At 65.9% G+C, this 26,754-nt stretch carries 21 protein-coding genes; 16 read left to right on the forward strand and 5 right to left on the reverse strand.

Annotated elements, in window-relative coordinates:
* Position 1 precedes the first annotated feature (1 nt).
* From ATO9_RS03410 to eutC, 5 genes are all read left to right on the forward strand, one after another.
* Positions 2 to 511 carry a TRAP transporter small permease subunit gene (locus tag ATO9_RS03410; protein ID WP_043744980.1) on the forward strand — a complete coding sequence of 170 codons (510 nt, stop codon included), beginning with the start codon at positions 2 to 4 and terminating at the stop codon, positions 509 to 511.
* Positions 511 to 1,845, forward strand: a complete 1,335-nt coding sequence (locus ATO9_RS03415) for a TRAP transporter large permease (RefSeq protein WP_043744983.1) — start codon at positions 511 to 513, stop codon at positions 1,843 to 1,845. Before ATO9_RS03410 ends, ATO9_RS03415 begins: the two co-directional genes overlap by 1 nt.
* 95 nt (positions 1,846 to 1,940) lie before the next feature.
* Positions 1,941 to 2,975: a type 2 periplasmic-binding domain-containing protein gene (locus tag ATO9_RS03420; protein ID WP_202902100.1), complete on the forward strand. Its 1,035-nt coding sequence runs from the start codon at positions 1,941 to 1,943 to the stop codon at positions 2,973 to 2,975.
* A 60-nt stretch (positions 2,976 to 3,035) separates the two neighbouring features.
* Positions 3,036 to 4,412, forward strand: coding sequence for an ethanolamine ammonia-lyase subunit EutB (locus tag ATO9_RS03425; protein WP_043744987.1), 1,377 nt, complete (start codon positions 3,036 to 3,038; stop codon positions 4,410 to 4,412).
* Positions 4,409 to 5,158 (forward strand): ethanolamine ammonia-lyase subunit EutC, encoded by a 750-nt coding sequence (gene eutC / locus ATO9_RS03430; RefSeq protein WP_043744991.1) that lies wholly within the window; start codon positions 4,409 to 4,411, stop codon positions 5,156 to 5,158. Before ATO9_RS03425 ends, eutC begins: the two co-directional genes overlap by 4 nt.
* A gap of 23 nt (positions 5,159 to 5,181) precedes the next feature.
* On the opposite strand, the gene ATO9_RS03435 is transcribed toward eutC, so the two are convergent.
* Positions 5,182 to 5,457: an acylphosphatase gene (locus ATO9_RS03435; RefSeq protein ID WP_043744994.1), complete on the reverse strand. Its 276-nt coding sequence runs from the start codon at positions 5,455 to 5,457 to the stop codon at positions 5,182 to 5,184.
* A 182-nt stretch (positions 5,458 to 5,639) separates the two neighbouring features.
* A complete protein-coding gene (locus ATO9_RS03440) occupies positions 5,640 to 7,607 on the reverse strand; it encodes a protein meaA (protein ID WP_043744999.1) in 1,968 nt (655 codons plus the stop codon).
* Between the two features lie 314 nt (positions 7,608 to 7,921).
* On the opposite strand from ATO9_RS03440, the gene ccrA reads away from it, so the two are divergent.
* The 4 genes from ccrA to ATO9_RS03460 all read left to right on the forward strand — a co-directional run bounded on the left by ccrA (position 7,922) and on the right by ATO9_RS03460 (position 12,227).
* A complete protein-coding gene (ccrA, locus tag ATO9_RS03445; protein WP_043745001.1) occupies positions 7,922 to 9,211 on the forward strand; it encodes a crotonyl-CoA carboxylase/reductase in 1,290 nt (429 codons plus the stop codon).
* Between the two features lie 220 nt (positions 9,212 to 9,431).
* Positions 9,432 to 10,973, forward strand: a complete 1,542-nt coding sequence (locus ATO9_RS03450) for an AAA family ATPase (protein WP_043745006.1) — start codon at positions 9,432 to 9,434, stop codon at positions 10,971 to 10,973.
* Positions 10,970 to 11,689 carry an SDR family oxidoreductase gene (locus tag ATO9_RS03455; RefSeq protein WP_043745009.1) on the forward strand — a complete coding sequence of 240 codons (720 nt, stop codon included), beginning with the start codon at positions 10,970 to 10,972 and terminating at the stop codon, positions 11,687 to 11,689. The genes ATO9_RS03450 and ATO9_RS03455 overlap by 4 nt, the downstream gene beginning before the upstream one ends.
* Positions 11,690 to 11,828: 139 nt before the next feature.
* The gene (locus ATO9_RS03460) at positions 11,829 to 12,227 is read left to right on the forward strand and encodes a DoxX family protein (RefSeq protein ID WP_043745012.1); all 399 of its coding nucleotides are present in this window, start codon (positions 11,829 to 11,831) and stop codon (positions 12,225 to 12,227) included.
* Positions 12,228 to 12,329: 102 nt separating this feature from the next.
* Here ATO9_RS03460 and ATO9_RS03465 read toward each other — a convergent pair whose 3' ends face one another.
* Positions 12,330 to 13,205 carry a 3-hydroxybutyryl-CoA dehydrogenase gene (locus ATO9_RS03465; RefSeq protein ID WP_043745015.1) on the reverse strand — a complete coding sequence of 292 codons (876 nt, stop codon included), beginning with the start codon at positions 13,203 to 13,205 and terminating at the stop codon, positions 12,330 to 12,332.
* Positions 13,206 to 13,338: 133 nt separating this feature from the next.
* Between ATO9_RS03465 and ATO9_RS03470 the strand changes: the two genes are divergently transcribed.
* Positions 13,339 to 14,217, forward strand: a complete 879-nt coding sequence (locus tag ATO9_RS03470; protein WP_238318664.1) for a DUF6473 family protein — start codon at positions 13,339 to 13,341, stop codon at positions 14,215 to 14,217.
* A 205-nt stretch (positions 14,218 to 14,422) separates the two neighbouring features.
* Here the strand turns inward: ATO9_RS03470 and katG are convergent, their stop codons facing one another.
* Positions 14,423 to 16,618 carry a catalase/peroxidase HPI gene (gene katG, locus ATO9_RS03475; protein ID WP_052418068.1) on the reverse strand — a complete coding sequence of 732 codons (2,196 nt, stop codon included), beginning with the start codon at positions 16,616 to 16,618 and terminating at the stop codon, positions 14,423 to 14,425.
* A 403-nt stretch (positions 16,619 to 17,021) separates the two neighbouring features.
* Between katG and ATO9_RS03480 the strand changes: the two genes are divergently transcribed.
* The 6 genes from ATO9_RS03480 (at position 17,022) to ATO9_RS03505 (ending at position 25,542) form a co-directional block, all read left to right on the forward strand.
* A complete protein-coding gene (locus ATO9_RS03480; protein WP_043745017.1) occupies positions 17,022 to 18,206 on the forward strand; it encodes an efflux RND transporter periplasmic adaptor subunit in 1,185 nt (394 codons plus the stop codon).
* Positions 18,207 to 18,389: 183 nt separating this feature from the next.
* A complete protein-coding gene (locus ATO9_RS03485; protein WP_052418104.1) occupies positions 18,390 to 21,521 on the forward strand; it encodes an efflux RND transporter permease subunit in 3,132 nt (1,043 codons plus the stop codon).
* Positions 21,522 to 21,768: 247 nt separating this feature from the next.
* Positions 21,769 to 23,079 carry an acyl-CoA dehydrogenase family protein gene (locus ATO9_RS03490; protein WP_043745020.1) on the forward strand — a complete coding sequence of 437 codons (1,311 nt, stop codon included), beginning with the start codon at positions 21,769 to 21,771 and terminating at the stop codon, positions 23,077 to 23,079.
* A 385-nt stretch (positions 23,080 to 23,464) separates the two neighbouring features.
* Entirely contained in the window at positions 23,465 to 24,430 is a 966-nt protein-coding gene (locus ATO9_RS03495; protein WP_043745022.1) for an SLAC1 anion channel family protein, read from the forward strand.
* Positions 24,431 to 24,558: 128 nt separating this feature from the next.
* Complete coding sequence (locus ATO9_RS03500) at positions 24,559 to 25,227, forward strand: Crp/Fnr family transcriptional regulator (protein ID WP_043745025.1); 669 nt, start codon at positions 24,559 to 24,561, stop codon at positions 25,225 to 25,227.
* 105 nt (positions 25,228 to 25,332) lie between these two features.
* Complete coding sequence (locus tag ATO9_RS03505; protein ID WP_043745028.1) at positions 25,333 to 25,542, forward strand: YgaP family membrane protein; 210 nt, start codon at positions 25,333 to 25,335, stop codon at positions 25,540 to 25,542.
* A 48-nt stretch (positions 25,543 to 25,590) separates the two neighbouring features.
* On the opposite strand, the gene ATO9_RS03510 is transcribed toward ATO9_RS03505, so the two are convergent.
* Positions 25,591 to 26,598: a LacI family DNA-binding transcriptional regulator gene (locus ATO9_RS03510; RefSeq protein WP_043745030.1), complete on the reverse strand. Its 1,008-nt coding sequence runs from the start codon at positions 26,596 to 26,598 to the stop codon at positions 25,591 to 25,593.
* Positions 26,599 to 26,754: the final 156 nt, after the last annotated feature.

Genomic DNA, 26,754 nt, shown 5'->3' on the forward strand with positions numbered 1-26,754 from the left:
GATGCCAGCAATATTACGAGGATACGTCCGGATCATCGACAGGATCGCCGACGTCGTGGGCGTCGTCGCGATGTACCTGATCTTCCTGATGGTCGGGGTGCTTCTGCTGGATGCGGTGACACGCAACGTCATCGACATTCCCCTGCACTGGTGCATCGAGGCGGCGCAATTCACGCTGGCCGCTTACTACTTCATGGGCGGGGCCAAGACGCTGAAGGACGGCGACCATGTGCGCATGGACCTGCTCTATGAACGGCTCAGTCCGCGGGACAAGACGGTCACCGACCTGGTGACGATCCTGTGCCTGCTCTTTTACCTGTGCATCCTGCTCTGGGGGTCGATCTCTTCGCTGGAATACGCGATCCAGACCGGTGAACGACGGTTTTCCATGTGGAACCCGTCGATGATCCCGATCAAGTCGCTGATGGTCGGGTGCATCCTGCTGATGATCCTGCAGACGCTGTCGGAGGTGGTCAAACACGTGGCCGATCTGCGCGGGGAGCATCTGTGATGTCCTACGAGATGATCGCGATCACCATGTTCGCCAGCATGATGGTGCTGCTGCTGACGGGGCAGAGGGTCTTTGCCGCCATCGGGTTCGTCGCCTCCATCATGGTGCTGTTCCTCTACGGGCCGGGTGGGATCGAGATCCCGTTCTCGGCAGCGTTCAAGCTGTTCAACTGGTTCCCGATGCTGACGCTGCCGCTGTTCATCTACATGGGCTACGTCCTGTCCGAATCCGGCATCGCCGAGGACCTCTACAAGATGCTGCATGTCTGGTTCGGCCGGATCGGCGGCGGGCTGGCCATCGGTACGATCTTCCTGATGGTCATCATCTCGGCGATGAACGGGCTGTCGGTTGCAGGCATGGCCATCGGGGCCACCATCGCCCTGCCTGAGATGCTGCGCCGGGGCTACGACAAGGTGCTGATCACCGGGGTCGTGCAGGGCGGGTCGTCGCTGGGCATCCTCGTGCCGCCATCGGTCGTCATGGTGCTGTACGGCATGATCGCGCGCCAGCCGGTGTCGCAGCTGTGGCTGGCGGGCGTGATCCCGGGCCTGCTGATGGCGACCATGTTCGTGATCTACGTGGTCGTCCGTGCCCGACTGAACCCGTCCCTCGCGCCGGTCGTCTCGGACGAGGAGCTGAACATGCCGCCGCGCGAAAAGCTCAAGCTGCTGCGCGCGGGCATCATCCCCTTCCTGATCTTCTTCGCCATGACCGGGCTGTTCGTCAAGGGCATCACCTCGCTCGTCGAAAGTTCGGCCGTGGGGGCGACGGCGGCGACGCTGGCGGCCATCATCAAGCGGCGCTTCACGCTGAAGATGATGCACGAAACGGCGCGCAAGACTCTGGGCGTGTCCTGCATGTTCCTGTGGCTCATCCTGGCCGCGCTGGCCTTTGGCGCGGTGTTCGACGGCATCGGCGCGGTCCGCGCGATCGAGAACCTCTTCATCAACCGGTGGGAGCTGACGCCCTGGCAGGTCATCATCATGATGCAGCTCAGCTTTATCGTGATGGGCATGTTCCTGGACGACACCGCGATGCTGGTGATCGTCGCGCCGCTCTACATCCCGCTGGTCAAACTGCTGGATCTGGGGATCGACAATCAGCTGATCTGGTTCGGCGTGCTCTACACGATGACCTGCCAGATCGCCTATATCACCCCGCCCTTCGGCTATAACCTGTTCCTGATGCGCGCCATGGCCCCCGGCGACATCACCCTTCCCGACATCTACCGCTCGATCTGGCCCTTCGTCCTGATGATGGCCGTCACGATCGCGCTGGTAATGATCTTCCCGCAGATCGCCCTGTGGCTGCCGGAAACCATGCGGTCCTACTGAGCCGCCAAGAAACTGAACGACCAACAGACCGAACGACCAACAGAGAGGACAAGACCATGACTGAGAAGAAACCCCAGACACCCTCCGAAAAGATATTGGCCTCGCGCCGGAAGTTCCTGACCGGCACCGCCGCCGGTGCCGTGGGCGCCCTGGCTGCCCCGGCCGTGATCGCCCAGACCGGCGCGATCAAGTGGCGCCTGCAGACATATTCCGGCGCCCCGCTGGGCGCGCATGTGATCAAGCCGCAGATCGACGCCTTCAACGCCGCCGCTAATGGCGAGATGGAGATCGAACTGTATTACGCCGATCAGCTGGTCCCCACCGGAGAGCTGTTCCGCGCCATGCAATCGGGCGTCATCGACGCGGTGCAATCGGACGAGGCGACCATGGCCTCCCCGGTCGATATCGCGGTCTTCGGCGGTTATTTCCCCTTCGCCACGCGCTATTCGCTCGATGTGCCGTCGCTGTTTTCCTATTACGGCCTCAAGGAGATCTGGGAAGACGCCTATTCCGAGGTCGACAATGTCACCTGGCTCTCCGCTGGCGCCTGGGACCCGCTGCACATCTTCACCAAGGAACCGATCAACTCGCTTGGCGACATGCGCGGCAAGCGCGTCTTCGGCGTGCCGACCGCCGGCCGCTTCCTGTCGCAATACGGTTTGATCCCCGTGACCGTGCCGTGGGACGATGTCGAGGTCGCGCTGCAGACCGGTGAACTGGACGGCGTCGCCTGGTGCGGCTTCACCGAAGCCTACGAGGTCGGCTGGGCCGATATCTGCAACTACGCGCTGACCAACTCGGTCACCGGGGCGTGGTTCGGCTCCTACTTCGCCAATACCGAAAGCTGGGAAAAGGTGCCGCCGCATCTTCAGGAACTGTTCCGCATGTCCATCGACCAGTCGCATTACTACCGCGCCCAGTGGTACTGGGGCGGCGAGGCCAAGCTGCGCGTCGAAGGCGAGAAGATGGAGCTGACCTCGATCCCCGCCGACGAATGGGCGACTGTGGTCAAGGACGCCGAATCCTTCTGGGACAGCGTTGCCGAAAGCGGCGAACGCCCCAAGAAGGTCGTCGACGCCTTCAAGACCTACGCCGCCACGATGGAGAAGGCGGGCTATCCCTACCGCTGATCGCAGGTTTAAGATCGGGGTGCGCCACAAAGGCGCGCCCCGGCCAAGACGGAGCTTTCGATGGCCTATCGCACCCTTCTGGGCGGAGAGACCTTCCGCTTCGACACCCTGGCCCAGGTCATGGCCTGCGCCACACCCGCCCGGTCCGGCGATGAACTGGCCGGGATCGCCGCCGAAAGCGACGTGCAGCGCGTGGCGGCGCAGATGGTGCTGGCCGATCTGCCCCTGTCGACCTTCCTGACCGAGGCGCTGATCCCCTACGAGACGGACGAGGTCACGCGCCTGATCCTCGACACCCATGATGCCGCGGCCTTTGCCCCGGTGCGGTCGATGACCCTGGGCGATTTCCGCGACTGGCTGCTGTCGGATGCTGCCAGCCCCGCGACCCTGGCCGCGCTGGCCCCAGGTCTGACCCCGGAAATGGTCGCCGCCGCAGCCAAGCTGATGCGCAACCGGGACCTGATCGCCGTGGCCCGCAAGTGCCACGTCACCACCGCCTTCCGGACCACGCTGGGGCTCGAGGGGCGGTTGGGCTCCCGCCTGCAACCCAATCACCCGGCCGACGACCTTCAGGGCATCGCCGCTTCGACCCTTGACGGGCTCAGCTACGGGATCGGCGATGCGGTGATCGGCATCAACCCGGCCACCGACAATATCCCGACCGCGACCGAACTGCTCCTGATGCTGGACGAGTTGATCGCGAAATACGACATCCCTACCCAGACCTGCGTGCTGACCCATGTCACCAACACGATCGAGATGATCGGCGCCGGTGCCCCGGTCGACCTGGTCTTCCAATCCGTCGCCGGCACCGAGAAAGCGAACGAGGGCTTCGGCGTGACCCTTGCCATGCTGGACGATGCCCGCCAGGCCGCCCTGTCACTGAATCGGGGCACGGTCGGCACCAACGTGATGTATTTCGAAACCGGGCAGGGATCGGCCCTGTCGGCCGATGCGCATCACGGCATCGACCAGCAGACGCTCGAGGCGCGCGCCCAAGCGGTGACCCGCGCCTTCGATCCGCTGATCGTCAATACCGTGGTCGGCTTCATCGGCCCCGAATACCTCTTTGACGGGCGCGAGATCATCCGCGCAGGGCTGGAGGACCACTTCTGCGGCAAGCTGATGGGCGTGCCCATGGGCTGCGACGTCTGCTACACCAACCATGCGGAGGCCGATCAGAACGACATGGACGTTCTGATGACCCTGCTGGCCGATGCGCGGGTGCATTTCCTGATCGGGGTGCCCGGCGCCGACGATATCATGCTGAATTACCAGAGCCTGTCGTTCCACGACATCGCCTACCTGCGCAACACCTTCGGCCTGCGCGCCGCGCCGGAATTCGAAACCTGGCTGGCCCGGACCGGCATCGTGTCGGGCACAGGCCAGCTGACCGATGACCGCGCGGCCACCCTCCGCCTGCTGGAGGCGGGATGAGCGGCGCCGATCCCTGGGCCCGCCTGCGTGCCGCCACCCCCGCCCGGATCGGGCTGGGCCGCAGCGGGGCGGGCCTGCCCACCCGCGCCAACCTGGAATTCCAGTTCGCCCATGCCCGCGCCCGCGACGCGGTGCATGCGCCGCTCGACCTCGCCATGCTGAAAGATCAGCTGGAGGGCCTCGATCCGGTCACCGTCACCTCCGCCGCTCCGGACCGCGCCACCTATCTGCGCCGTCCCGATCTTGGCCGCCGCCTGTCGGACGAGGCCGACCTCTCCGGCGTCACCGGCGAGGTCCTCTTCGTCCTGGGCGACGGGCTGTCCTCGGCTGCTCTGGAAGCACATGGCGCGGCGGTCCTGCGCGCCTGTCTCGACCGGCTGGGCGACACGGATGTCGCGCGGCCCGTCATCGCCACCCAGTCCCGTGTCGCGCTCGGCGATGCCATCGCGCAGGCCACCGGGGCACGCATCGCGGTCATGCTGATCGGCGAACGGCCCGGCCTGACCGTGGCCGACAGCCTGGGCGCCTATATCACCTACATGGCCCGGCCCGGCACGCCTGACAGCCGCCGCAACTGCATCTCCAACATCCATACGCGCGGCGGGCTGTCCGCCGACCTCGCCGCCCACAAGATCTGCTGGCTGCTGCGCCAGGCGCTCCGCCTGGAACTGACCGGCACCGGGCTCAAGGAAAACGCGGGCGCACTTGAGGCACCAGGGACCACCGTCGGCCTGCCCGACAGCTAAACGCTGATAGCCAAAAAAACCGCTCAGCGCCTGATCTCGAACCCTTCCACGGCCTCCGCCTCGGCGCGATCGACCTGAACATCGCGCACGTCCGCCGCGCCCGGCCCGGAATGACAATTGGTGATCATCGCCTGAACCACGTCTTCGGGCCCCTGCACCAGCGCGGTCACCGACCCGTCCGCTTCGTTGCGCACCCAGCCCGTCAGGCCCTTGGCCTGCGCCTCCGCCTGGGTCCAGGCACGATAGGCCACGCCCTGCACGCGACCCGTGATCCTCAGATGTCGACTGATATCCCGCATAATCCTCCCCTTTCCCGTCACCAGCTAGGCCGGGACAGGCGATTGCACACCCCGCGCGCCTTCACAGACGGGGACCGCCCCAGCTTCATCTTGCCGGAAATACTCCGGGGGGTGAATTGAGCCACAGGCTCAAGAGGGGGGCAGCGCCCCCCTGACCCCGTCGCCGCGCAAGGGCCGCAGGCCTATTCCGCGGCGACATCCTTGGGGGCGGCCAGCTCGACCACGTCCATCATGATCGCGTTCAGCTGGAAATCCTTGGGGGTATAGACCTTGGCCACGCCCATTTCCTTCAGCCGCCTGGCATCCTCCTCGGGAATGATGCCGCCGACGATGACGGGGATATGGCCCAGGCCGGCCTCGCGCATCCTGGTCAGCGTGTCCTCGACAAGCGGCAGATGTGAGCCCGACAGGATCGACAGGCCAACCACGTGCGCCTCCTGCTCCTTGGCGCGGGTCACGATCTCTTCGGGCGTCAGGCGGATGCCGTCGTAGTTGATGTCCATGCCGCAATCGCGGGCGCGGAAGGCGATCTGCTCGGCGCCGTTGGAATGGCCGTCCAGCCCCGGCTTGCCGATGACGAATTTCAGACGCCGGCCCAGCTTGTCCGACACTGCATCCACCGCGTCGCGGATATCGTCCAGCCCCTCGGTCTTGTTCGAGACAGAGGCCGACACCCCGGTTGGCCCGCGATATTCACCATGGACCGACCGCATCTGCGCCGCCCATTCCCCGGTGGTCACCCCGGCCTTGGCGGCCGCGATGGAGGCGGGCATGACGTTCTCGTTCTTCGCCGCTGCCTCACGCAGGGCGGCCAGCGCGGCTTTCACGGCGGTTTCGTCCCGCTCGGCGCGCCAGGCGTTCAACCGGTCGACCTGGTCGGCCTCCACCGCCGGGTTGACGGTCATGATGCCGCCATCCTCGCCCATCAGCGGCGAGGGCTCGGCCTCGGTCCACTTGTTCACACCGACGACCACGGTCTCGTCGGTTTCGATCTTGTTCAGGCGGTCCGCGTTGGAATCGACCAGTCGCGATTTCATGTATTCGATCGACGACACCGCGCCGCCCATCGAATCGAGGTTCGCCAGTTCCGCCCGGGCACCTTCCTTCAGCGCCTCGACCTTGGCATCCACCGCCGGGTTGCCGTCGAACAGGTCGCCATATTCCAGCAGGTCGGTCTCGTAGGCCATGATCTGCTGCATCCGCAGGGACCATTGCTGATCCCAGGGGCGGGGCAGGCCAAGCGCCTCGTTCCAGGCGGGCAGCTGCACGGCACGGGCGCGGGCCTTTTTCGACAGGGTCACCGCCAGCATCTCGATCAGGATGCGGTAGACGTTGTTTTCAGGCTGCTGCTCGGTCAGCCCAAGCGAGTTCACCTGAACCCCATAGCGGAAGCGGCGGAACTTGGGGTCCTCGACGCCGTACCGTTCGGCGCAGATCTCGTCCCAAAGGTCGACAAACGCGCGCATCTTGCACATCTCGGTGACGAACCGGATGCCCGCATTCACGAAGAAGGAAATCCGCCCGACGACCATCGGGAAATCCTCTGCGGGGACGCGCGGCTTCAGCTCGTCCAGGACGGCGATCCCGGTGGCCAGCGCATAGGCCAGCTCCTGCTCCGGCGTCGCACCGGCCTCCTGCAGGTGGTAGGAACATACGTTCATCGGGTTCCACTTGGGCACTTCGCGATAGCAATACTCGGCCACGTCCGCGATCATCTTCAGGCTGGGCGCGGGCGGGCAGATATAGGTGCCGCGGCTCAGGTATTCCTTGATCAGGTCGTTCTGCACGGTGCCCTGCAATACCTTGGGGTCGGCGCCCTGTTCCTCGGCCACCGCGATATAGAGCGCCAGCAGCCAGGGCGCCGTCGCGTTGATCGTCATCGAGGTGTTCATCTCTGCCAGCGGGATCTGGTCGAACAGCGTGCGCATGTCGCCCAGGTGGCAGATCGGCACGCCGACCTTTCCGACCTCGCCCTTGGCCAGTACGTGATCGCTGTCATAGCCCGTCTGGGTGGGCAGGTCGAAGGCCACGGACAGGCCGGTCTGCCCCTTTTTCAGGTTCCCCCGGTAAAGCTCGTTCGAGGCCTTGGCCGTGGAATGTCCGGAATAGGTGCGGAACAGCCAGGGGCGGTCTTTCTGCTGTGCGGTCATGTCGGGCCTCTCTCGAGTCGGGCGGGCAATAAAATTACGTCTGGCCGTAGGTATATGAAAGAATGTGGCCATGTCAATTCGCCGCAATGCGGCGTAACCTCAGACTAGACCCAACCGGCCCCTTCCGGCCGGAAAATCGTGGAAAACGAGCCAAATACGCGATTTTGGCCCGATTTTGCCTGACGCGCCGCAACGTCTCGGACATAAAATTACAATATCGACGTTCTGGGCATTGCATTGTTGCGCGGCCATCGATATTCGGTGGGGCAATCCCGCGATTCTGCATTGCGGCACAAATGACTCAGGAGGCTCACATGGCTCTGGACACCGATTCCGCCATCGCGGCGTATGACGCGCCGAAAAAAGACCTGTATGAAGTGGGGGAAATGCCGCCGCTGGGCCACGTGCCCAAGCAGATGTACGCATGGGCGATCCGCCGCGAACGTCACGGTGAACCCGAAACCTCTTTCCAGAAAGAGGTCGTCGACACCTGGGAGATCGACAGCCACGAGGTTCTCGTTCTCGTCATGGCGGCGGGCGTGAACTATAACGGCGTGTGGGCCGGCCTCGGCCAGCCGATCAGCCCCTTCGACGTCCACAAGCAGGATTACCACATCGCCGGCTCCGATGCCTCGGGCATCATCTGGGCCGTGGGCGACAAGGTGAAGAACTGGAAAGTGGGCGATGAGGTCGTGATCCACTGCAACCAGGACGACGGCGACGACGAGGAATGCAACGGCGGCGACCCGATGTTCTCTCCGACCCAGCGTATCTGGGGCTACGAGACCGGCGACGGCTCCTTCGCGCAATTCTGCCGGGTGCAGGCGCAGCAGCTGATGCCGCGCCCCAAGCACCTGACCTGGGAAGAGGCGGCCTGCTACACGCTGACCCTCGCCACCGCCTACCGGATGCTCTTCGGTCATCACCCGCATGAGCTCAAGCCCGGCCAGAACGTGCTGGTCTGGGGCGCCTCGGGCGGCCTCGGTTCCTATGCGATCCAGCTGGCCAACACCGCCGGTGCCAACGCGATCGGCGTGATTTCGGATGAAAGCAAGCGCCAGTTCGTGATGGATCAGGGCGCCAAGGGCGTCATCAACCGCAAGGATTTCAACTGCTGGGGCCAGCTGCCCACGGTGAACTCCCCCGAATACAACGAATGGCTGAAAGAGGCCCGCAAGTTCGGCAAGGCGATCTGGGACATCACCGGCAAGGGCGTGAGCGTCGACATGGTCTTCGAACACCCCGGCGAGGCGACCTTCCCGGTCTCCACCCTCGTGGTGAAGAAGGGCGGTATCGTGGTGATCTGCGCCGGCACCTCCGGCTTCAACACCACCTTCGACGTCCGCTACATGTGGATGCACCAGAAGCGCCTGCAGGGCTCGCACTTCGCGAACCTGAAACAGGCGGCTTCGGCCAACCGGCTGATGCTGGAGCGGCGCCTCGACCCCTGCATGTCCGAGGTCTTCCCGTGGGAGGAGATCCCGCAGGCCCACACCAAGATGCTCCGCAACGAGCACAAGCCGGGCAACATGGCGGTTCTGGTCCAGTCTCCCCGCACCGGCCTGCGCACGGTCGAGGACGTGCTGGAAGCCGGCAAGGCCTGATCCTGTAAGAATAATTAGACAATGGGCGTGGCCATCGGGCCGCGCCCTTTTTCGTGACCCACTCCCGGTCCGCTCGCGCCACGCCCCCCTTTCATCTGGCCGGTCAATATCCCCGCCGGAGGCTCCGGACCGCGCCACCCGACCAACGCTCCGATCCAAAGGGCGCCAGCGTGCAATCGGGCGCTGGCACATCCCGCTGAGCCGGGGTAGCGTCTGCGCCATGACGCTGCCCTCCGTGACCTTTTCCGACGACCAGGCCCAGGCCTTCGACCGCATCGCCGAAGTGCTGCGGGGCGAGGGCGTGGACCTCGAAGATGGCTCCACCCGGCCCGCCGGCGCGGGCAAGGGGCAGGTGATCGCCGTCACGGGCAAGGCCGGGTCGGGCAAGACGCTGCTGCTCTCGGCCATCGCCAGTGCCGCCGAAGAGGCCGGTGTCACCCTCGTCTCGGGCGATTACGAACCGCGCAAGCATCGCGACCGCCGCACGCTGGCGATTCTCGCCCCGACCAACAAGGCGGCCTCGGTCCTGCGCCTGCGCGGCGTGCCGGCGACGACGATCCACCGCATCCTCTACACCCCGGTCTATGACCCGGAATACGAACGCATTGCCGAATGGCTGGCGGGCGAGGGTGAAAAGCCCGAGATCGAGGGCCTGACCGATGCCGCGCTGGACCGCGCGCTGGCCTTCTACCAGACCAACAAGTCGGTGCCCGGCGCGCTGGCCGCCGCGGGACTGCGCGGATCGGATTTCATCACCGGCTGGAAACGCCGCGACGACCCGCTGGACATGGGGCTGATCGACGAAGCCTCGATGCTCGACGACAAGCAATACGATGATCTGAGAGAGATTTTTCCGACCCTGCTGCTGTTCGGCGACCCGGCGCAGCTGTCGCCGGTGGGCCAGTCGGGCCGGATGGTCTTTGACCGGCTTGCGGCACCGGAAAAGCTCAACCTCGACCGGATCCACCGCCAGGATGCAGGCAACCCGATCCTCGACCTTGCCCATGCGCTGGCCGATCCGCAGCTGGGCTTCGAGGATTTCGAACGCATGATCGAGGACAAGGCCCGCCAGGACGACCGCGTCGTCTGGGGCCAGCGGGTGGAGGTCGACCTGATGGCGCGCTCCCCGGTTCTGGTCTGGCGCAATGCCACGCGGATCCGCCTGATCAACGCATTCCGCAGGGTCCATGACGCGCCCGAAGATGCGCTCCTCCCCGGGGAGCCGCTTATCTGCGACGGCATCGAACTGCCCCTGAAGCACCGCAAGAAGCGCCTGGACCTCGAGGCGCGGGGCCTGATCAAGGGGGCGCAGGTGGTCTATCTCGGCCCCGGCTCGAAGCCCGGCTTTTCCCGCCTGCACGTGGTCGGCGCCGAAAGCCCGCAGGTCTCCGCCGCCTCCATCGTGAAGATCGAGAAGCCGGACGAAGAGGAACCCTTCATCCCCTTCGCCGCCCGCATGGGCGCGACCTTCCTGCATGGGGCTGCGGTGACGATCCACAAGGCCCAGGGCTCGCAATGGAACGAGGTGCAGGTCTTCGCCCCTGACCTCTTTGCCGCGGCACGGGTCGGGCGGGTCGAGGCGGGGCAACCCCTGTGGAAACGGCTTGCCTACGTGGCGATCACCCGGGCGGAAACGCGCCTGCACTGGATCGTGCGCAACCGGCTGGCCAAGCCCTCGGTCCCGCTGGGCGTCGACGACCTGCGCGCCACCCCCGTGGCACCTCTGGAAATGAGCCTGACCAGCGAGGACGACACGCCATGAGATCCATCCTCATCACCGGTGCCAGCGCCGGCATCGGCCGCGAAACTGCAGAGCTGTTCCTGAAGGAAGGCTGGAAGGTCGGCTGCGTCGCCCGTCGCGGCGACGTGTTGGAGCAGGTCTTCGGCGGGGCGGAAAACGCCGTGCTTCTGCCCGCCGATGTCACGGACGAGGCCGGGGTCGAGCAGGCTTTCGACCGTTTTGTCGACAGCGCCGGTCGCCTGGACGTCCTGTTCAACAATGCGGGCCGCTTCGGGCAGGGCGGGACGATCGACACGATCCCGCTGGAGGAATGGCGCGCCACGGTCGATCTGAACATCACCGGCATGTTCCTGGCCGCCCGCGCCGCCTTTGCCCGGATGCGCGCACAGGACCCGCAGGGTGGCCGGATCATCAACAACGGGTCGATCTCGGCCCATGTGCCGCGCGAAGGCTCCATCGCCTATACGGCGACCAAGCACGCGGTGACGGGCATGACCCGGACCCTGTCGCTGGATGGCCGCGCATATGACATTGCCTGCGGCCAGATCGATATCGGCAATGCCCGGACAGAGCTGCTTCAGGGCCTGATCGACGCCAGCCCCGACGCGCCGCCGCCCAGCATGGACGTCGCCCATGCCGCGCGGTCCGTCCTGCACATGGCCGATCTTCCGCCCGAGGCCAACGTCCAGTTCATGACCGTCATGGCGACCAAGATGCCCTATATCGGCCGCGGCTGAGGTTTTCCGCCTATTCAACGCGTTGAAGGCACGATCTTGCGCGGGAACCCGCCCCTGGACGGGGCTCTTGCCGGTCTCGTGACGACGCCGTGTCCGTCCCCCTCTTGCGCTTTTGCGTCATGGCTGAGACGGTGCGCCCATGTCGGATTTCGTCAACCTGCTGGGCCGGATCATGGTCGCCATCCTGTTTCTGGGTGGCGCCGTTCAAAAGGTCTTTGATCCCGCGCCGGTGATGGAGATGATCACGTCCCTCGGCCTGCCCGCGAACCTGGTCTGGGCGGTCGCGGCCTTCAACCTGGTCGCAGCGCTGAGCCTGATCGTCGGGCCGGGCGTGCGCAGCTGGGCCATCGTGCTGGCGGGCTATTGCATTTTCACCAGCTATTTCCACTGGCAGCTGCGGGCCGATCCCTGGCAGGTGACCATCGTGGTGAAGAACTGGGCGATTGCCGGGGGGCTGCTGATCCTCGCCGCCCAGGGCCCCGGGCGGCTGACCGTGTTCGGACGCCGCCGCAAGGACGGGCCGGATTTCTCGGGCTGAGGGCGGGGCGTAATGCCCTGATTTTGCGCCGGCTTCGCCGTCGCGCAGCCGGGGCTCTGCCCCGGACCCCGGGATATTTACCGGCCAGATGAAAGGGGGGCGTCAGCGCGTGGGAACCGGCGTGTCGCCCCGGTAATCGTAGAAGCCGCGGCCGGCCTTGCGGCCGAGCCATCCGGCCTCGACATATTTGGTCAGCAGCGGGCAGGGGCGGTATTTCGTGTCCGCCAGCCCATCATGCAGCACGTTCATGATGGCGAGGCAGGTGTCGAGCCCGATGAAATCGGCCAGCTCCAGCGGGCCCATCGGGTGGTTGGCACCCAGCTTCATCGCCTCGTCGATGGACTTCACGTTACCGACGCCTTCGTAGAGCACGTAGACCGCTTCGTTGATCATCGGAACGAGCACGCGGTTCACGATGAAGGCCGGGAAATCCTCGGCCGAGGAGGCGGTCTTGCCCAGGCGTTCCACCACCGCGAGGCAGGCCTTGTAGGTTTCCTCGTCCGTGGCGATGCCGCGAATCAATTCGACCAGCTGCATGACCGGCACCGGGTTCATGAAGTGGAAGCCCATGAACTTTTCCGGCCGGTCCGTGCGCGAGGCGAGGCGCGTGATCGAGATCGAGGAGGTGTTCGAAGTCAGGATCGTGTCATCCTTGAGATGGGGCACCAACTCCTTGAAAATGGCGTCCTTGACCGTCTCGCGTTCGGTTGCGGCCTCGATCACGAGGTCCATCTTGCCGAGATCGGTCAGGGTCATCGTGGTCGAGATACGGGCCTGCGCCGCCTGCTTGTCCTCTTCGGTGATGAGGCTGCGCGACACCTGCCGGGCGAGGTTCCGGTCGATCTGGGTCATGGCGCGGTCCAGCGCCTCCTGGTTGATATCGTTGAGCACGACATCATAACCCGCCAGGGCGCAGACATGCGCGATCCCGTTGCCCATCTGACCGGCGCCGATGACACCTACCGATGCAATTTCCATGACCAACTCCTCATGTCCACGGCCCCACACTGACCTGCGGAGGCACGGCCTGCAATACCCATGCAGGTCGATCAAATGCAAGGTTTAGGTCTTTGGAAAGGTTTGGAGTTCAAGAAGGGACCGGGTGAATTTGATGGTGGGTGTGATGACCTATGAACGGATAGGGCCGGCGGCCCTTGATTACATGCCTTGTCGCTATGGGTCCTCGAAGATCCTGTTCCGGGGGCCGCGGCGGCGTCTGGACAGGCCCTATATTGCCTTCCTGGGCGGGACGGAGACCTACGGAAAGTTCCTGGCAGAGCCTTATCCCGCACTGGTGGAGGCCGGGCTGGGCCGGGTCTGCGTCAACCTGGGCGCGGTCAATGCGGGGGCGGATATCTACCTCAACGATCCGGCGCTGCTGGAGGTGATCGCCGGGGCCGAGGCGGTCGTCATCCAGGTGATGGGGGCGCAGAATATCTCGAACCGCTATTACGCCGTGCATCCGCGCCGCAATGACCGGTTCCTGCAGGCCTCCGAGGTGATGAAGGCCGTGTTCCGGGATGTGGATTTCACGGAATTTCACTTTACACGCCACATGTTACAGGCCCTGCGGGAGCTGTCGGCCGACCGGTTCGCCATTGTCGAGACAGAGCTGAAGGCGGCCTGGATCGCGCGGATGGGCCAGTTGATCGATGCGGCTCGGGGGCCTGTTCTGATGCATTGGTTCGCCCCCCGCAGGATGGCCGAGGACGGCGCGCGCGACCTGGCCGATCCGGCGCAAAGCGAGCCGCTTTTCGTCGATCCGGCGATGCTGAAGGTGCTTGGGCCAAAGCTGGCCGGGCTGGTCACTACCGTCCCCTCGGACGCCGCGCTGCGGGCCGGGGCGGAGGGCATGATCTTTTCCCAGATGGAGGCACCCGTCGCCCGGACCCAGATGGGGGTGATGGCCCACCAGGAGGCGGCCGATCAGCTGATCGCTGCGCTGGCTGCACTGTTGCCGAAACACCGAAGCACCGGCACGGCGCGGTAAGGTTTCACCACCGAACGCCACGTCGGTATCACGTCGGTATTGCGTCGGTATCGCATCGGTGCGGGATCGGTCTTCGCCACTTTGCCGGTGTGCCGCGCAGGGGGACCTGCGTGCCGCACGGGACGGGCAAAAGAAAACGGCGCCGCTGAGTGCGGCGCCGTTCGGTTTTCAGGCGAGGGGCGGGCCGTGCCGCGCCGCTGCAGGATCAGATGTCGAAGCGGTCGGCTTCCATCACCTTGGTCCAGGCGGCGACGAAATCCTTGACGAATTTCTCGCCATTGTCGGACTGGCCATAGACCTCGGCCAGGGCGCGCAGCTGCGAGTTCGAGCCGAAGACCAGGTCGACGCGGGTCGCGGTCCACTTGGCCGCGCCGGTCTTGCGGTCCTTGCCTTCGAACGTCATCGCGTCCTCGGTTTCCGGCGTCCATTCGGTCGCCATGTCGAGGATGTTGACGAAGAAGTCCGTCGTCAGCTGGCCGGGACGATCCGTGAGCACGCCGTGCTTGGAGCCGCCATGGTTGACGTCGAGCACCCGCATCCCGCCGATCAGGGCGGTCATTTCCGGGCCGGTCAGCGTCAGCAGCTGGGCCTTGTCGACCAGGATCTTCTCGGACGGGACCTTGGCGTCGGTCTGCAGGTAGTTGCGGAAACCGTCGGCCTTGGGTTCGAGCGGTTCGAAGCTGTCGACATCGGTCTGCTCTTCGGTGGCATCGGTGCGGCCCGGGGTGAAGGGCACCTCGACCGTGTGACCGGCGGCCTTGGCCGCGGCCTCGATCCCGGCCGAACCGCCCAGCACGATCAGGTCGGCGAGCGAGATCTTCTTGTCGCCCTTGGCGTCGAACTCGGCCTTGATCCCCTCAAGCGCTTTCAGCGTCTTGGCGAGGGTTTCGGGCTCGTTCACGTCCCAATCCTTCATCGGCGCCAGGCGGATGCGGGCCCCGTTGGCCCCGCCGCGCTTGTCCGAACCGCGGAAAGTCGCGGCCGAAGACCAGGCGGTGTAGATCAGGTCACGCTGCGACACGGCCCCCAGCAGCGCCTCTTTCAGGGCGGCGATGTCGGCGGCGTCGACCAGCGGGTGGTCGACCTCGGGCACCGGGTCCATCCAGATCAGCTCTTCTTCCGGGACCTCTTCGCCGAGGTAACGGACCTTGGGGCCCATGTCGCGGTGGGTCAGCTTGAACCAGGCGCGGGCGAAGGCATCGGCGAAAAGCTCCGGGTTCTCGTAGAACTTGCGGGAAACCTTTTCGTAGTCCGGGTCCATCCGCAGCGCGAGGTCGGTGGTCAGCATGTTGGGCGTGCGTTTCTTGCCCGGCTCATGCGGATCGTCGACGGTATCCTGCGCCTCAGCGTTCTTGGGTTCCCATTGGTAGGCGCCGGCGGGCGACTTGGTCAGTTCCCACTCGTATTCGAAGAGGTTCTTGAAGAAGCCATGGCTCCACTGCGTGGGCGTGGTGGTCCAGATCACTTCGAGCCCGGAGGTGAAGGTGTTGTTGCCACCCTTGCCGTCGCCGGAGGTCCAGCCGAAGCCCATTTCGTGCAGGTCCGCGCCCTCGGGTTCGGCGCCGACCTGTTCCGGGTCGCCCATGCCGTGGGTCTTGCCGAAGGTGTGGCCGCCGGCGATCAGCGCGACGGTTTCCTCGTCATTCATCGCCATCCGGCCGAACGTGTCGCGGATGTCGAAGGCGGCGGCCAGCGGGTCGGGCTTGCCGTCGGGGCCTTCGGGGTTCACGTAGATCAGGCCCATCTGCACCGCGGCCAGCGGGTTTTCCAGGGCGCGGCCCTCGGAATAGCGGGATTTGGGGTTGTCGGAGGGGGCGAGCCATTCCTCTTCGGTGCCCCAGTAGACATCCTGTTCGGGTTCCCAGATGTCTTCGCGGCCGCCGCCGAAGCCGAAGGTCTTGAAGCCCATGGATTCAAGCGCGACGTTGCCGGTGAGGATCATCAGGTCAGCCCAGGAGATCGCGTTGCCGTACTTGGCCTTGATCGGCCAGAGCAGGCGGCGGGCCTTGTCGAGGTTGGCGTTGTCGGGCCAGGAGTTCAGCGGCGCGAAACGCTGCGACCCGGCGGTGGAGCCGCCGCGACCGTCGCCGATCCGGTAGGTCCCGGCCGAGTGCCAGGCCATGCGGATCATGAAGGGCCCGTAATGGCCCCAATCGGCGGGCCACCATTCCTGGCTGTCGGTCAGCAGCGCGGCGATATCGGCCTTCAGCGCCTTCAGGTCGAGCCCCTTGAACGCCTCGGCATAGTCGAAATCGGGGTCCATCGGGCTGGCTTCGGCGCCGTTCTGGTGCAGGATGTTCAGATTGAGCTGTTCGGGCCACCAGTCACGGTTGGTGCGGCCTTTGGTGAAATCGTGGATCACCGGGCAACCGCCGGTGGCTGGAGTATCGTTACCGTCCATGTCTTCTCTCCCTCTGGATGGTGAATCGGGTCCTGACTCGGTCAGATCGCGCGAAAGGTAACAAGGGTGATCCATCAGGATAACCCGCAATCTTCTGATGTTTTCGATAATGTGAGGTTATGGCTTTAAGGGGAGTTGACGCGTGGCGGGCGGGGGCCGCCCAGGTGCTTGGAAATTCACGCTTTCATCCGTGCAGGGGCGTGATTGCAGGGCACCTCACCGGAATATGAAAAGACACCCGCCGCGCTGCGCCCTAGTGTTTTGCAAAATCCGCGGGGTCGCCCGGCGGGCCGGCTTGTGCTGCGCGCTCTGGCGCGGTGACGTGACTTGCTGGTAGGTTAGTACGATGCCCGGTCGGGGCAGGTCGAACATGGCGCTGCGGCGCGAGAAAGGGGTCCCTCCCATGTGGCTCAATTGGATCAAGTCGGCGCTGAGCCAGATCATCCTGGCGGCGATCGTCATCGGGGCGTTCCTGGCGCTGTGGGTCACACAGGTGCCGTCGGCGCGGCCGTGGCTGGACCAGGTCGGGATCTCCGAGATGCTGGGCTTGCCGCCGGTCGAGGCGGCCGAGGCGGGGCAGGGGCCGCGGGGATACGGGCCGGGCGGTCCGACCCGCGTGGTGATTGCGCCGGTGGGCACCGGGGCGCTGAACGACCGGATCACCGCGATCGGCGACGGGCGCGCGCTGCGCTCGGTCACGGTGCGGGCGGAAACCAGCGGGCGGATCACCGAGATCGGGTTCCGCGCCGGCGAGATGGTCGAGGAAGGCACGGTGATCTTCCACCTCGATGACGAGGCCGAGCGGATCGCGCTGGATCGGGCCCGGCTGGTGCTGGACGATGCGCGCGAGGATGCGGACCGGCTGGACCGGTTGCGCCAGGCCGGATCGGCCACCGCCGTGGCCCTGCGCGAGGCGGAACTGGCCCTGCGCACCGCGGAACTGAGCGTGCGCCAGGCCGAATTCGACCTGGATCAGCGCCAGGTCGTCGCGCCGATCAGCGGCTGGATGGGCCTGCTGGAGCACGAGGTCGGCGACCGCGTCTCGGCGACCGAGGAACTGGCGGTGATCTCGGATCGCAGCGAGATCCAGATCGATTTCCGGGTGCCCGAACGCATCCTGACCAAGCTGTCGCCGGGCATGCCGCTGAGGGCCGAACCCCTGGCCCTGCCCGGTGTCGAAATCGCCGGAGAGGTCGTGGCCATCGACAACCAGGTGGACCGCAACAGCCGCACGGTGCGGGTGCTGGGCCAGCTGGGCAATGAAGGCGACCGGCTGCGCGACGGCATGTCCCTGACGGTCAGCCTGTCCTTCGAGGGCGAGCCGTTCCCGACGGTCGATCCGCTGGCAGTGCAATGGTCCAGCGACGGCGCCTTTGTCTGGGCCGTGCGCGAGGGCAAGGCGACCCGCGTGCCGATCGAGATCCGCCAGCGCAACGCCCAAGCGGTGCTGGTCGAAGGCGCGCTGGAAACCGGCGAACCGGTGGTGATCGAGGGCGTGCAGACGCTGCGGCCCGGGGCCGAGGTGGCGATTGACGGCGATGACGCGGCGGGGCTGGAAGCCAAGGCCGCGCCGGCGCGCAAATCCTGATCGGAGACCGGGGCCATGGCGGACAAGAACGCGGACGGGTCGGGCAAGACCGACAAGGACGAGGCCGGGAAAGATCAGGCCGAGACCTCCAAACCCGATGAGGTGACGTCGAAGGACGCATCGTCGGAGGCTTCGGACAAGACGGTTGCGGCAGATACGTCCGACAAGTCCACCGGTACAGATATGTCTGATTCCGCCGAACCGGCAGAGGACCCGGCGCTGGCCCCGGGCGCTGGGGGCGGCACGGGGCTTTTCGTGCGCCGCCCGATCCTGGCCTTCGTGCTGTCGGCGCTGATCGTTATCGCGGGCATTGCCGGGCTGGCGGGCGTCGAGATCCGCGAATTGCCCGATGTCGACCGCCCGGTCGTGACGGTCACCACGGATTTCCCCGGCGCCTCGCCGGAAACAGTGGACCAGGAGGTCACGTCGCGGGTCGAGGGCGCGGTGGGCCGGGTGTCGGGCATCCGTACCATTTCGTCGAATTCGCGCTACGGGCGCAGCCGGGTGACGCTGGAATTTGGCGACGATGTCGATCTGGACGTGGCCGCGACGGACACTCGTGACGCGATGGCGCGTATTTCGAACCAATTGCCCGACGGGGCCGAGGACCCGCGCATCGTCAAGGCTGACGCCAATGCCCAGCCGGTGCTGCGGATCGCAGTGACATCGCCCACCCGCTCGCCGCAGGAACTGACGCAGCTGGTCTCGGACCGGGTCGAGGATCGCCTGATCTCGGTCACCGGGGTGGCGGATTTGCAGGTCTATGGCGACCGGGAACCGATCTTCCGCGTCGATATCGACCAGCGGAAACTGGCGGCGCGGGGCCTGACCCTGGCCAATCTGCGCAACGCGCTGGGCACCGTGGCCTTCGACGTGCCGGCGGGCGATTTGTCGGGCGAACGCCAGACGATCAACGTGCGGACCACCGCCCTGATCTCGACCGCGGAGGCGTTCGAGGCGCTCGAGGTCGCCGACAACGTGCTGCTGGGCGACGTGGCCCGCGTGTCGCTGGGCCCGGCGCCGAACGAAACGGTACTGCGCGCCAATGGCCAGACCGGCATCGGCATCGGCGTGATCCGGCAGGCGACCTCCAACACGCTGGAGATCTCGCAGAACGTCCGCCGCGTGGTCGGAGAGCTGTCGCAATCGCTGCCCGAAGACGTCGACATCTTCGTCACTTCCGACGACGCGACCTTCATCAACGGGTCGATCACCGAGGTGCTGAACACGCTGCTTCTGGCCGTGGCCATCGTGATCGCGATCATCTTCCTGTTCCTGCGGGACATCCGCGCGACGCTGATCCCGGCGCTGACCATGCCGGTGGCCCTGATCGGGACGATTGCCGCGCTCTACCTGGTGGGGTTCTCGGTCAATATCCTGACCCTGCTGGCGCTGGTGCTGGCGACGGGCATGGTCGTCGACGACGCGATCGTTGTGCTGGAGAACATCGTGCGCCACCGCACCATGGGCACCGGCCCGCGCGCCGCCGCAGTGATCGGCACGCAGGAGGTGTTCTTTGCCGTGGTCACCACCACCGCGACGCTGGCCGCCGTCTTCGTGCCGCTGTCCTTCCTGCCGGGTCAGGTGGGCGGGCTGTTCCGCGAGTTCGGGTTTACCCTGGCCATCGCGGTCATGCTGTCCTCGGTCGTGGCGCTGACGCTGTGCCCGGTCCTGGCCAGCCGCCTGCTGACCAAGCCGGTCAACGAAAACCCGCGCGGCCCGATCATCTGGCTGGGCAACCGTCTGGCCGGGCTGTACCGGATGACGCTGAACTGGGCGCTGTCGGGGCCGCTGGTCGTGCTGGTGATCGCCGCGCTCTTCGCCGCGACCGCCTGGCTGATGGCCGGGGGTATCCGCAACGAGCTGACCCCGCGCGAGGACCGCGCGCTGGTGCTGCTGTCGATCACCGCGCCGCAGGGCGTGGCGCTGAGCTACACCACCGGGAAGATGGCGGAAATCGAGGACGGCATCCAGAACCTGCGCGAGAGCGGAGAGGTCACCTCGGTCTTTTCCATCGCCGGCTGGGGCGGCAACAATTCGCGGGGCTTCATGGTCATGGCGCTGTCGCCCTGGGATCAACGGGAGCGCAGCCAGGACGAGATCGCCAGCGACATTAACGCCGCACAGCGCAACGTGATCGGCCTGCGCGCCTTCGTGATCCAGCCGAACTCTCTGGGCATCCGGGGGGCGGGGCGGGGCCTGTCCTTTGCCATCACCGGCAACAATTACGACCAGCTGGCCAGTGTCGCCGAAGACCTGGTGGCGCGGATGTCCGAGAACCCCGATTTCGGCGCCGTCCGGCTGGAATTCGAAACCACGATGCCGCAGCTTTTCATCGAGATCGACCGCCGCCGCGCCTCGGATCTGGGCGTCGACATCACCGGCCTGGGCGAGGCGCTGCGCGCCGTGCTGGATGGACGGTCGGTGGGCGAGTTGTTCATCGACGACACCTCGTTCGACATCCAGATGCTGTCCTCGTCGCATCCGGTGAACGATCCGTCGGACCTCGAGAACGTCTTTGTCCGCGCGGGCGACGGCCAGATGATCCCGATGTCGACCTTCGTGACCCTGTCCGAACGCGCCGTCGCGCCCGAGCTGAACCGCGAAGGCCAGAACCGGTCGGTCGAGATATCGGCCGGGCTGACGCCGGCCATGTCGCTGGGTCAGGCCATGGTCGAGGTCGAGCGCCTGGGCGAGGATGTCCTGGCCGAGGAAAACCGCATCGTCCCCCTGGCCGAGGCCGCGACGCTGGACCAGACCTCGTCGGGGATGCTGATGACCTTCGGCTTTGCGATCCTCGTGGTCTTCCTGGTGCTGTCGGCGCAGTTCGAAAGCTTCATCTCGGCCATCGTGGTGATGTGCACCGTGCCGCTGGGCCTGGCCTGCGCGGCCATCGCCATGGTGCTGACCGGCATGTCGCTGAACGTCTATTCGCAGATCGGGCTCGTCATGCTCATAGGGATCATGGCCAAGAACGGGATCCTGATCGTCGAATTCGCTAACCAGTTGCGGGACAGGGGCGCGCCGCTCCGCGAGGCCATTTTCGAGGCGTCGACGATCCGCTTGCGCCCGGTGATGATGACCATGACCTCGACCGTGCTGGGGGGGGTGCCGCTGATCCTGTCCTCGGGCGCGGGGGCCGAGGCGCGCGAGGCCCTGGGCTGGGTCATCGTCGGCGGGCTGGGCCTGGCCACGCTGTCGACGCTCTACCTGACGCCGGTCGCCTACCTGCTGCTGGCGCGGTTCTCCAAGCCCAAGGTCGAAGAGGAACGGCGCCTGGCCCGGGAACTGGCCGCGGCCTCCGGCACGGCCTGAGGCCTCACCGCCTTTCGTCGGGCTTTCGGCTGGGCCTTGACCTTGCCGGGCCTTGCCCCCAAAGTGGCCGCTGACAAGTGTCAGGCGCCGCGATCCCGCGCCCGCCGGCAGGGATCAGACCGGAGGGGAGGCCGGGGGATGTCTTTGATATCAAACCTGTATTTGCGCTGTCCCTTCTGTCGTCCCCGCGCCCGTCCACAAGACATAGCATGACGGCGCCCCCAGGGGCCCAAGGAAGGAGACAAGAATGAGCGAAGACCCACAGAGTGAGCTGAACAACCTGGCCATGTCCGATGCGGCGCGTCCGCTGCTGGACAAGGTGATCCGGCATATCCGCGACAATTGCGACCCGGCCTTCGTCGAATACGAGGCGCTGAACGCCAAGAAGCCCTCGCGCTTCGAATATGCGCCCGGCCAGCTGGAGATCATCGAGGATCTCAAGACCAAGGCGCGCGCGGCGGGGCTGTGGAACTTCTTCCTGCCCAATGCGGAAACCGGCGAAGGCCTGTCGAACCTCGACTACGCCTATATCGCCTTCGAGCTGGGCAAGAACCCGCTGGCCTCGCAATCGATGAACTGCGCCGCGCCCGATACCGGCAACATGGAAGTGCTGGAACGCGTCGGCACCCCCGAACAGAAGGAGCAATGGCTGAAGCCGCTGCTCGAGGGCAAGATCCGCTCGGCCTTCGCGATGACCGAACCCGATGTCGCCTCGTCGGACGCCAAGAACATCGGCACCCGCGCGGTGCTGGAAAACGGCGAATGGGTCATCAACGGCGAGAAATACTACATCTCAGGCGCCGGCGATCCGCGCTGCAAGATCATGATCACCATGGTCAAGACCTCGCCCGATGCCGAACCCTTCCGCCAGCAGAGCCAGATCCTCGTGCCGATCGACACGCCCGGCGTGGAAATCGTCGGGCCGATGAACGTCTTCGGCCATGACGACGCACCGCATGGCCACATGCAGATCCGCTTCAACAACGTCCGCGTGCCCGAGGCGAACATCCTCTGGGCCGAGGGCAAGGGCTTCGAGATCTCCCAGCTCCGCCTCGGGCCGGGCCGCATCCACCATTGCATGCGCTCCATCGGGTCGGCGGAAAAGGCGCTGGACCTGATGATCCACCGCGGCCTGACGCGCGAGGCCTTCGGCAAGAAGATCATCGACCTCGGCAAGAACATGGAGACGATCTCGCGCTCCCGGATCGAGATCGACGCGATGCGCCTGCTGGTGCTCAAGGCGGCCAAGGCGATGGACGTGCTGGGCAACAAGGAAGCCCGGATCTGGGTTTCCAAGGCCAAGGCTATGGTGCCGGAAAAATGCTGCAAGATCATCGACGACGCGATGCAGGTGCATGGCGCGACGGGGATCAGCCAGTGGACCCCGCTGCCCGAGATGTACATGAAGCAGCGCACCCTGCGCTTCGCCGACGGCCCGGACGAGGTGCACCACCACGTCATCGCCCGCGCCGAACGCCAGGCCTTCGAGGCGTCGAACGAACGGCAGACCGCAGCGCGCGCCTCGACCGGCACCGGCCAGATGTTCGAAGGCCCGTAAGGGCCGCAGGTCACACGACCTGTCCCTGACCGGGACCCGAATTTGCCTTCAAGGGGCGCCGTCGCAATCCGCGCCGGCGCCCCTGCTTCATCTTGCCGAAAATACTCCGGGGGGGCCGCCAAAGCGCAGCTTTGGGGGCGGGGGCTGGCCCCCGACCGTCCCCGGCCACCGGCGATCCGGCCTGCCTGAAAATCGACCCCGCCGCGACCCGAACGGGACCGTATCGCGTCTTGCCCTTTTGCCCGGCATCCGGCTGGGGCAATGTGACGATGTCACCGACCCGGCGCGCCGGGCAGCGGTAGGATAACCGGCCCGCGCGGCCCCGGCTCAGCTCAACGTGCCAGCGCGCCGGGGCAGGGACCGGACAGCAAGGGACGATACAGACATGACCGCCGGAACGGACGAGGCGCCACAGGGCGCGCGGCTGCAACATTACCCGATCAGCATCTTCGGGATCACTATGGGCCTGTTCGGCCTGGCCCTGGCGCTGCGCGCGGGCGGCTTCGTGCCGCCGGGGCGCGTGGCCGGGGCGGCGGCGGCCTTGTCGCTGCTGCTGCTCGGGACGATCTATGTGGCCAAGGCGATCCGCCATCCCGCCGCGGTGGCCGCCGAATGGGGGCACCCGGTGCGACTGGCCTTCTTCCCCGCGATCTCGATCTCGTTCCTTCTGCTGGCCACCGTCCTGCGGGACGAGGCGCCGGGCCTTGCCAACCTTGTCTGGATGGCGGGCGCGGTGGCCCAGGCGATCCTGACGCTGGCGGTCATCAACACCTGGATCTCGCACCGCGCCTTCGGGCCGGGGCAGCTGTCGCCCGCCTGGTTCATCCCCGCCGTCGGAAACGTGGTGGTGCCGCTGTCGGGGGTGCCGCTGGGCCATGTCGATGCCAGCTGGTATTTCTTTTCCGTCGGCGTGCTGTTCTGGATCGTGCTGCTGACGCTGGTCTTCAACCGGCTGATCTTTCACGACCCGCTGCCGGGCCGGTTGCGCCCGACGCTGGTGATCCTGATCGCGCCGCCCTCGGTCGGGTTCCTTTCCTGGCTGACGCTGAACGGCGGGGTGCTGGACGCCCCGGCGCAGATGTTGCTGAACCTGGGCTATTTCTTCACCGCGCTGGTGGCGCTTCAGGTGCCGGCGCTGGCCCGGCTGCCCTTCGCGCTGTCTTTCTGGGCGCTGTCCTTCCCCTTTGCCGCGATCACCACGGCCAGTTTCCGATATGCCGCACTGACCGGCTCTGACGCACATCGTCTGCTGGGCTACGCCTTGCTGGCCGGGCTGGTGCTGACCATTGCCGGGCTGTTGTTGCGCACCGCCCGCGCCGCCCTCGCCGGAGAGATCTGCCAACCGGAATAGCCCGGCCGTGCTGGTCTGGGTGACATGCGGGCCGGGCAGGATCGTCGCACTCGGTCACCCCGCTGTTGCGGCAGGGCCCGGTTTGGCCAAATCTGGCGCCACGGCAGCGCAAAATGGGAACCGTTCGGATGGAGACAGACGATAGCTGGATCGACCGGTTCGCGGGCCTGGCCGGGCTGCCGCAGGACATCCGCGCCGACCTGACCGCGGGCAGCCAGACCGTGTCGGTCCCGGCGGGCACACAGATCTTCGCGCCGGGGCAATCGGCGGACAACCTGATGCTGCTGCTGGACGGCCTTGTGCGGGTCCAGCAGCGTTCGGAAACCGGGCGCGAGGTTTTCCTCTACCGGGTGCATGCCGGGGAAAGCTGCATTCTGACCACCGCCTGCATGCTGGCCTTCGAAGATTATTCCGCCGATGGCATCGCCGAAACGGACGTGACCGCCGCACTGATTCCGCGTGCCACGTTCGACGACCTGGTGGCCCGGTCCAGGGTCTTTCGCGAGTTCGTCTACACCGCCTATTCCCGCCGCATCACCGATCTTTTCGCCCTGATCGACGATATCGTCTTCCAGAAGCTGGATGTCCGGCTGGCCGCTCGCTTGCTGGAGCTGGCCGACGACGGCGGCATCGTCCGCGCGACCCATGCGGTGCTGGCCACGGAACTGGGGACCGCGCGCGAAGTGATCTCGCGTACCCTGGCCGAGTTCCACCGCCGCGGCTGGGTCGAACAATCGCGCGGCCAGGTCGACCTGGTGGGGCGCGAGGGGCTGGAGCGGCTGGCCCGGTCGGCCTAGCTCCGTTGCACCAAACCTCCGGGGTCTGTGACCAAGTCACCGTCGCCTGTGGGCGGGTCATGCGATGAAAGCTCATCACCTGAGTCGCCGCGGAGGATTACCGGCATGAAAACGAATATGGGAAAACTGGATCGCGGCCTGCGCATCGTCGTGGCGCTGATCCTTGTCTGGGTCGCCTTCGGCACGAGCGTCGCGGCCGCGGGCGTGCTGCACTGGCTGGCCCTGATCGTGGCCGCAATCTTTGTCCTGACATCTGTGGTGGGCATGTGCCCGCTCTATAGCCTCGTCGGCCTGAAGACCTGCCGCGACTGCTGAGCCGAATGGCCACGCCATGCCCAGGCGTCCCTTGGGAACGCCCCGGCCTCAGCTGGTCGGGATGTTCTCCTTGAACACGACCTGGAGGCGCGGCAGGTATTCCGGCTCTGCCGTGCCCTTCACCGAGGACGCCAGAAGGCGCACGATCTCGCGCGCCTCGACGCGGGGGTTCTGGTCGATCACCGCATCCATGGTCCGATCCAGCAGCATCAGCCGGGTGGCGTCGGTCAGGTCATGCCCGATGAAGACGATGTCGCGTTCCCTGTGCGCCTCGCGCAGGGCGCGGGCGATGCCCTGGTTGCCCGACCCGATATTGTAGATGCCGGAAATGTCGTGATGTTCCAGGAACCGCATGGTTTCGGCATAGGCCAGGTCGCGGTCATCGCTGACCTCGGCGGTGCCGGCGATGCGGATCTCGGGGAATTCCTCGGACAGGATCGACCGCACGCCCATCTCGCGTTCCTCGTGGCCGCGATAGGCGAGCGAGCCGATGAAGACGGCGATGCGGTGCTGGCCCGGCGGCAGGAACCGCCCCAGCAGCAGCCCCGCCAGTCGCCCCGCCGCGCGGTTGTCGACGCCCACATAGCCCACCTTGTCCACGGTCGGGATGTCCGACACCAGCGTGCCGATCCGCACGCCCGACGCCGCCAGCGCATTGATCGCCTCGCGCACCTGCGGGTGATCCAGCGCCACCAGTCCGACCGCATCGGTGCGCCCGCGCAGATCGGCCAGCCGGGCGGACAGGCGTTCGGGGTCGAAGCCCTCGATCTCGTGCAGGGTGGCGGTCACGTCCTCGCGGGCATGGCTTTCCTGCATGAGGTTGTTCTTCAGCGTCCGCATGAAGGAATTGCTGCCCGCCGGCAGGACGAAATCCAGCCGCACCTTCATGCCGGAGGGTTCCGCATCGGGCGGGCCGAAATAGCCCAGCTTGCGCGCCACCTGCAAGACGATGTCGCGGGTGCGCGGGCGCACCCCGTCGCGGTCGTTCAGGACCCTGTCCACCGTGGCCGGAGAAACCCCGGCCTCGCGGGCGATCTGGGAAACGGTGGTGCGCATGGTGATCCTTCCTGATTCCGGGATAACATCATTTCACATCATTATACTGATTGGATGCAATCAAAATGCGAAGCTATCCCGCGTCATATGACCTGTTTTCCGTAATTTGACGGGTAAATCAGGCAAAATGATGGGTTTTGAGTATTTTTGAAGATT

Origin of the sequence: Pseudooceanicola atlanticus (assembly GCF_000768315.1) — a bacterium.
In the GTDB taxonomy this organism is placed as follows: Bacteria; Pseudomonadota; Alphaproteobacteria; order Rhodobacterales; family Rhodobacteraceae; genus Pseudooceanicola; species Pseudooceanicola atlanticus.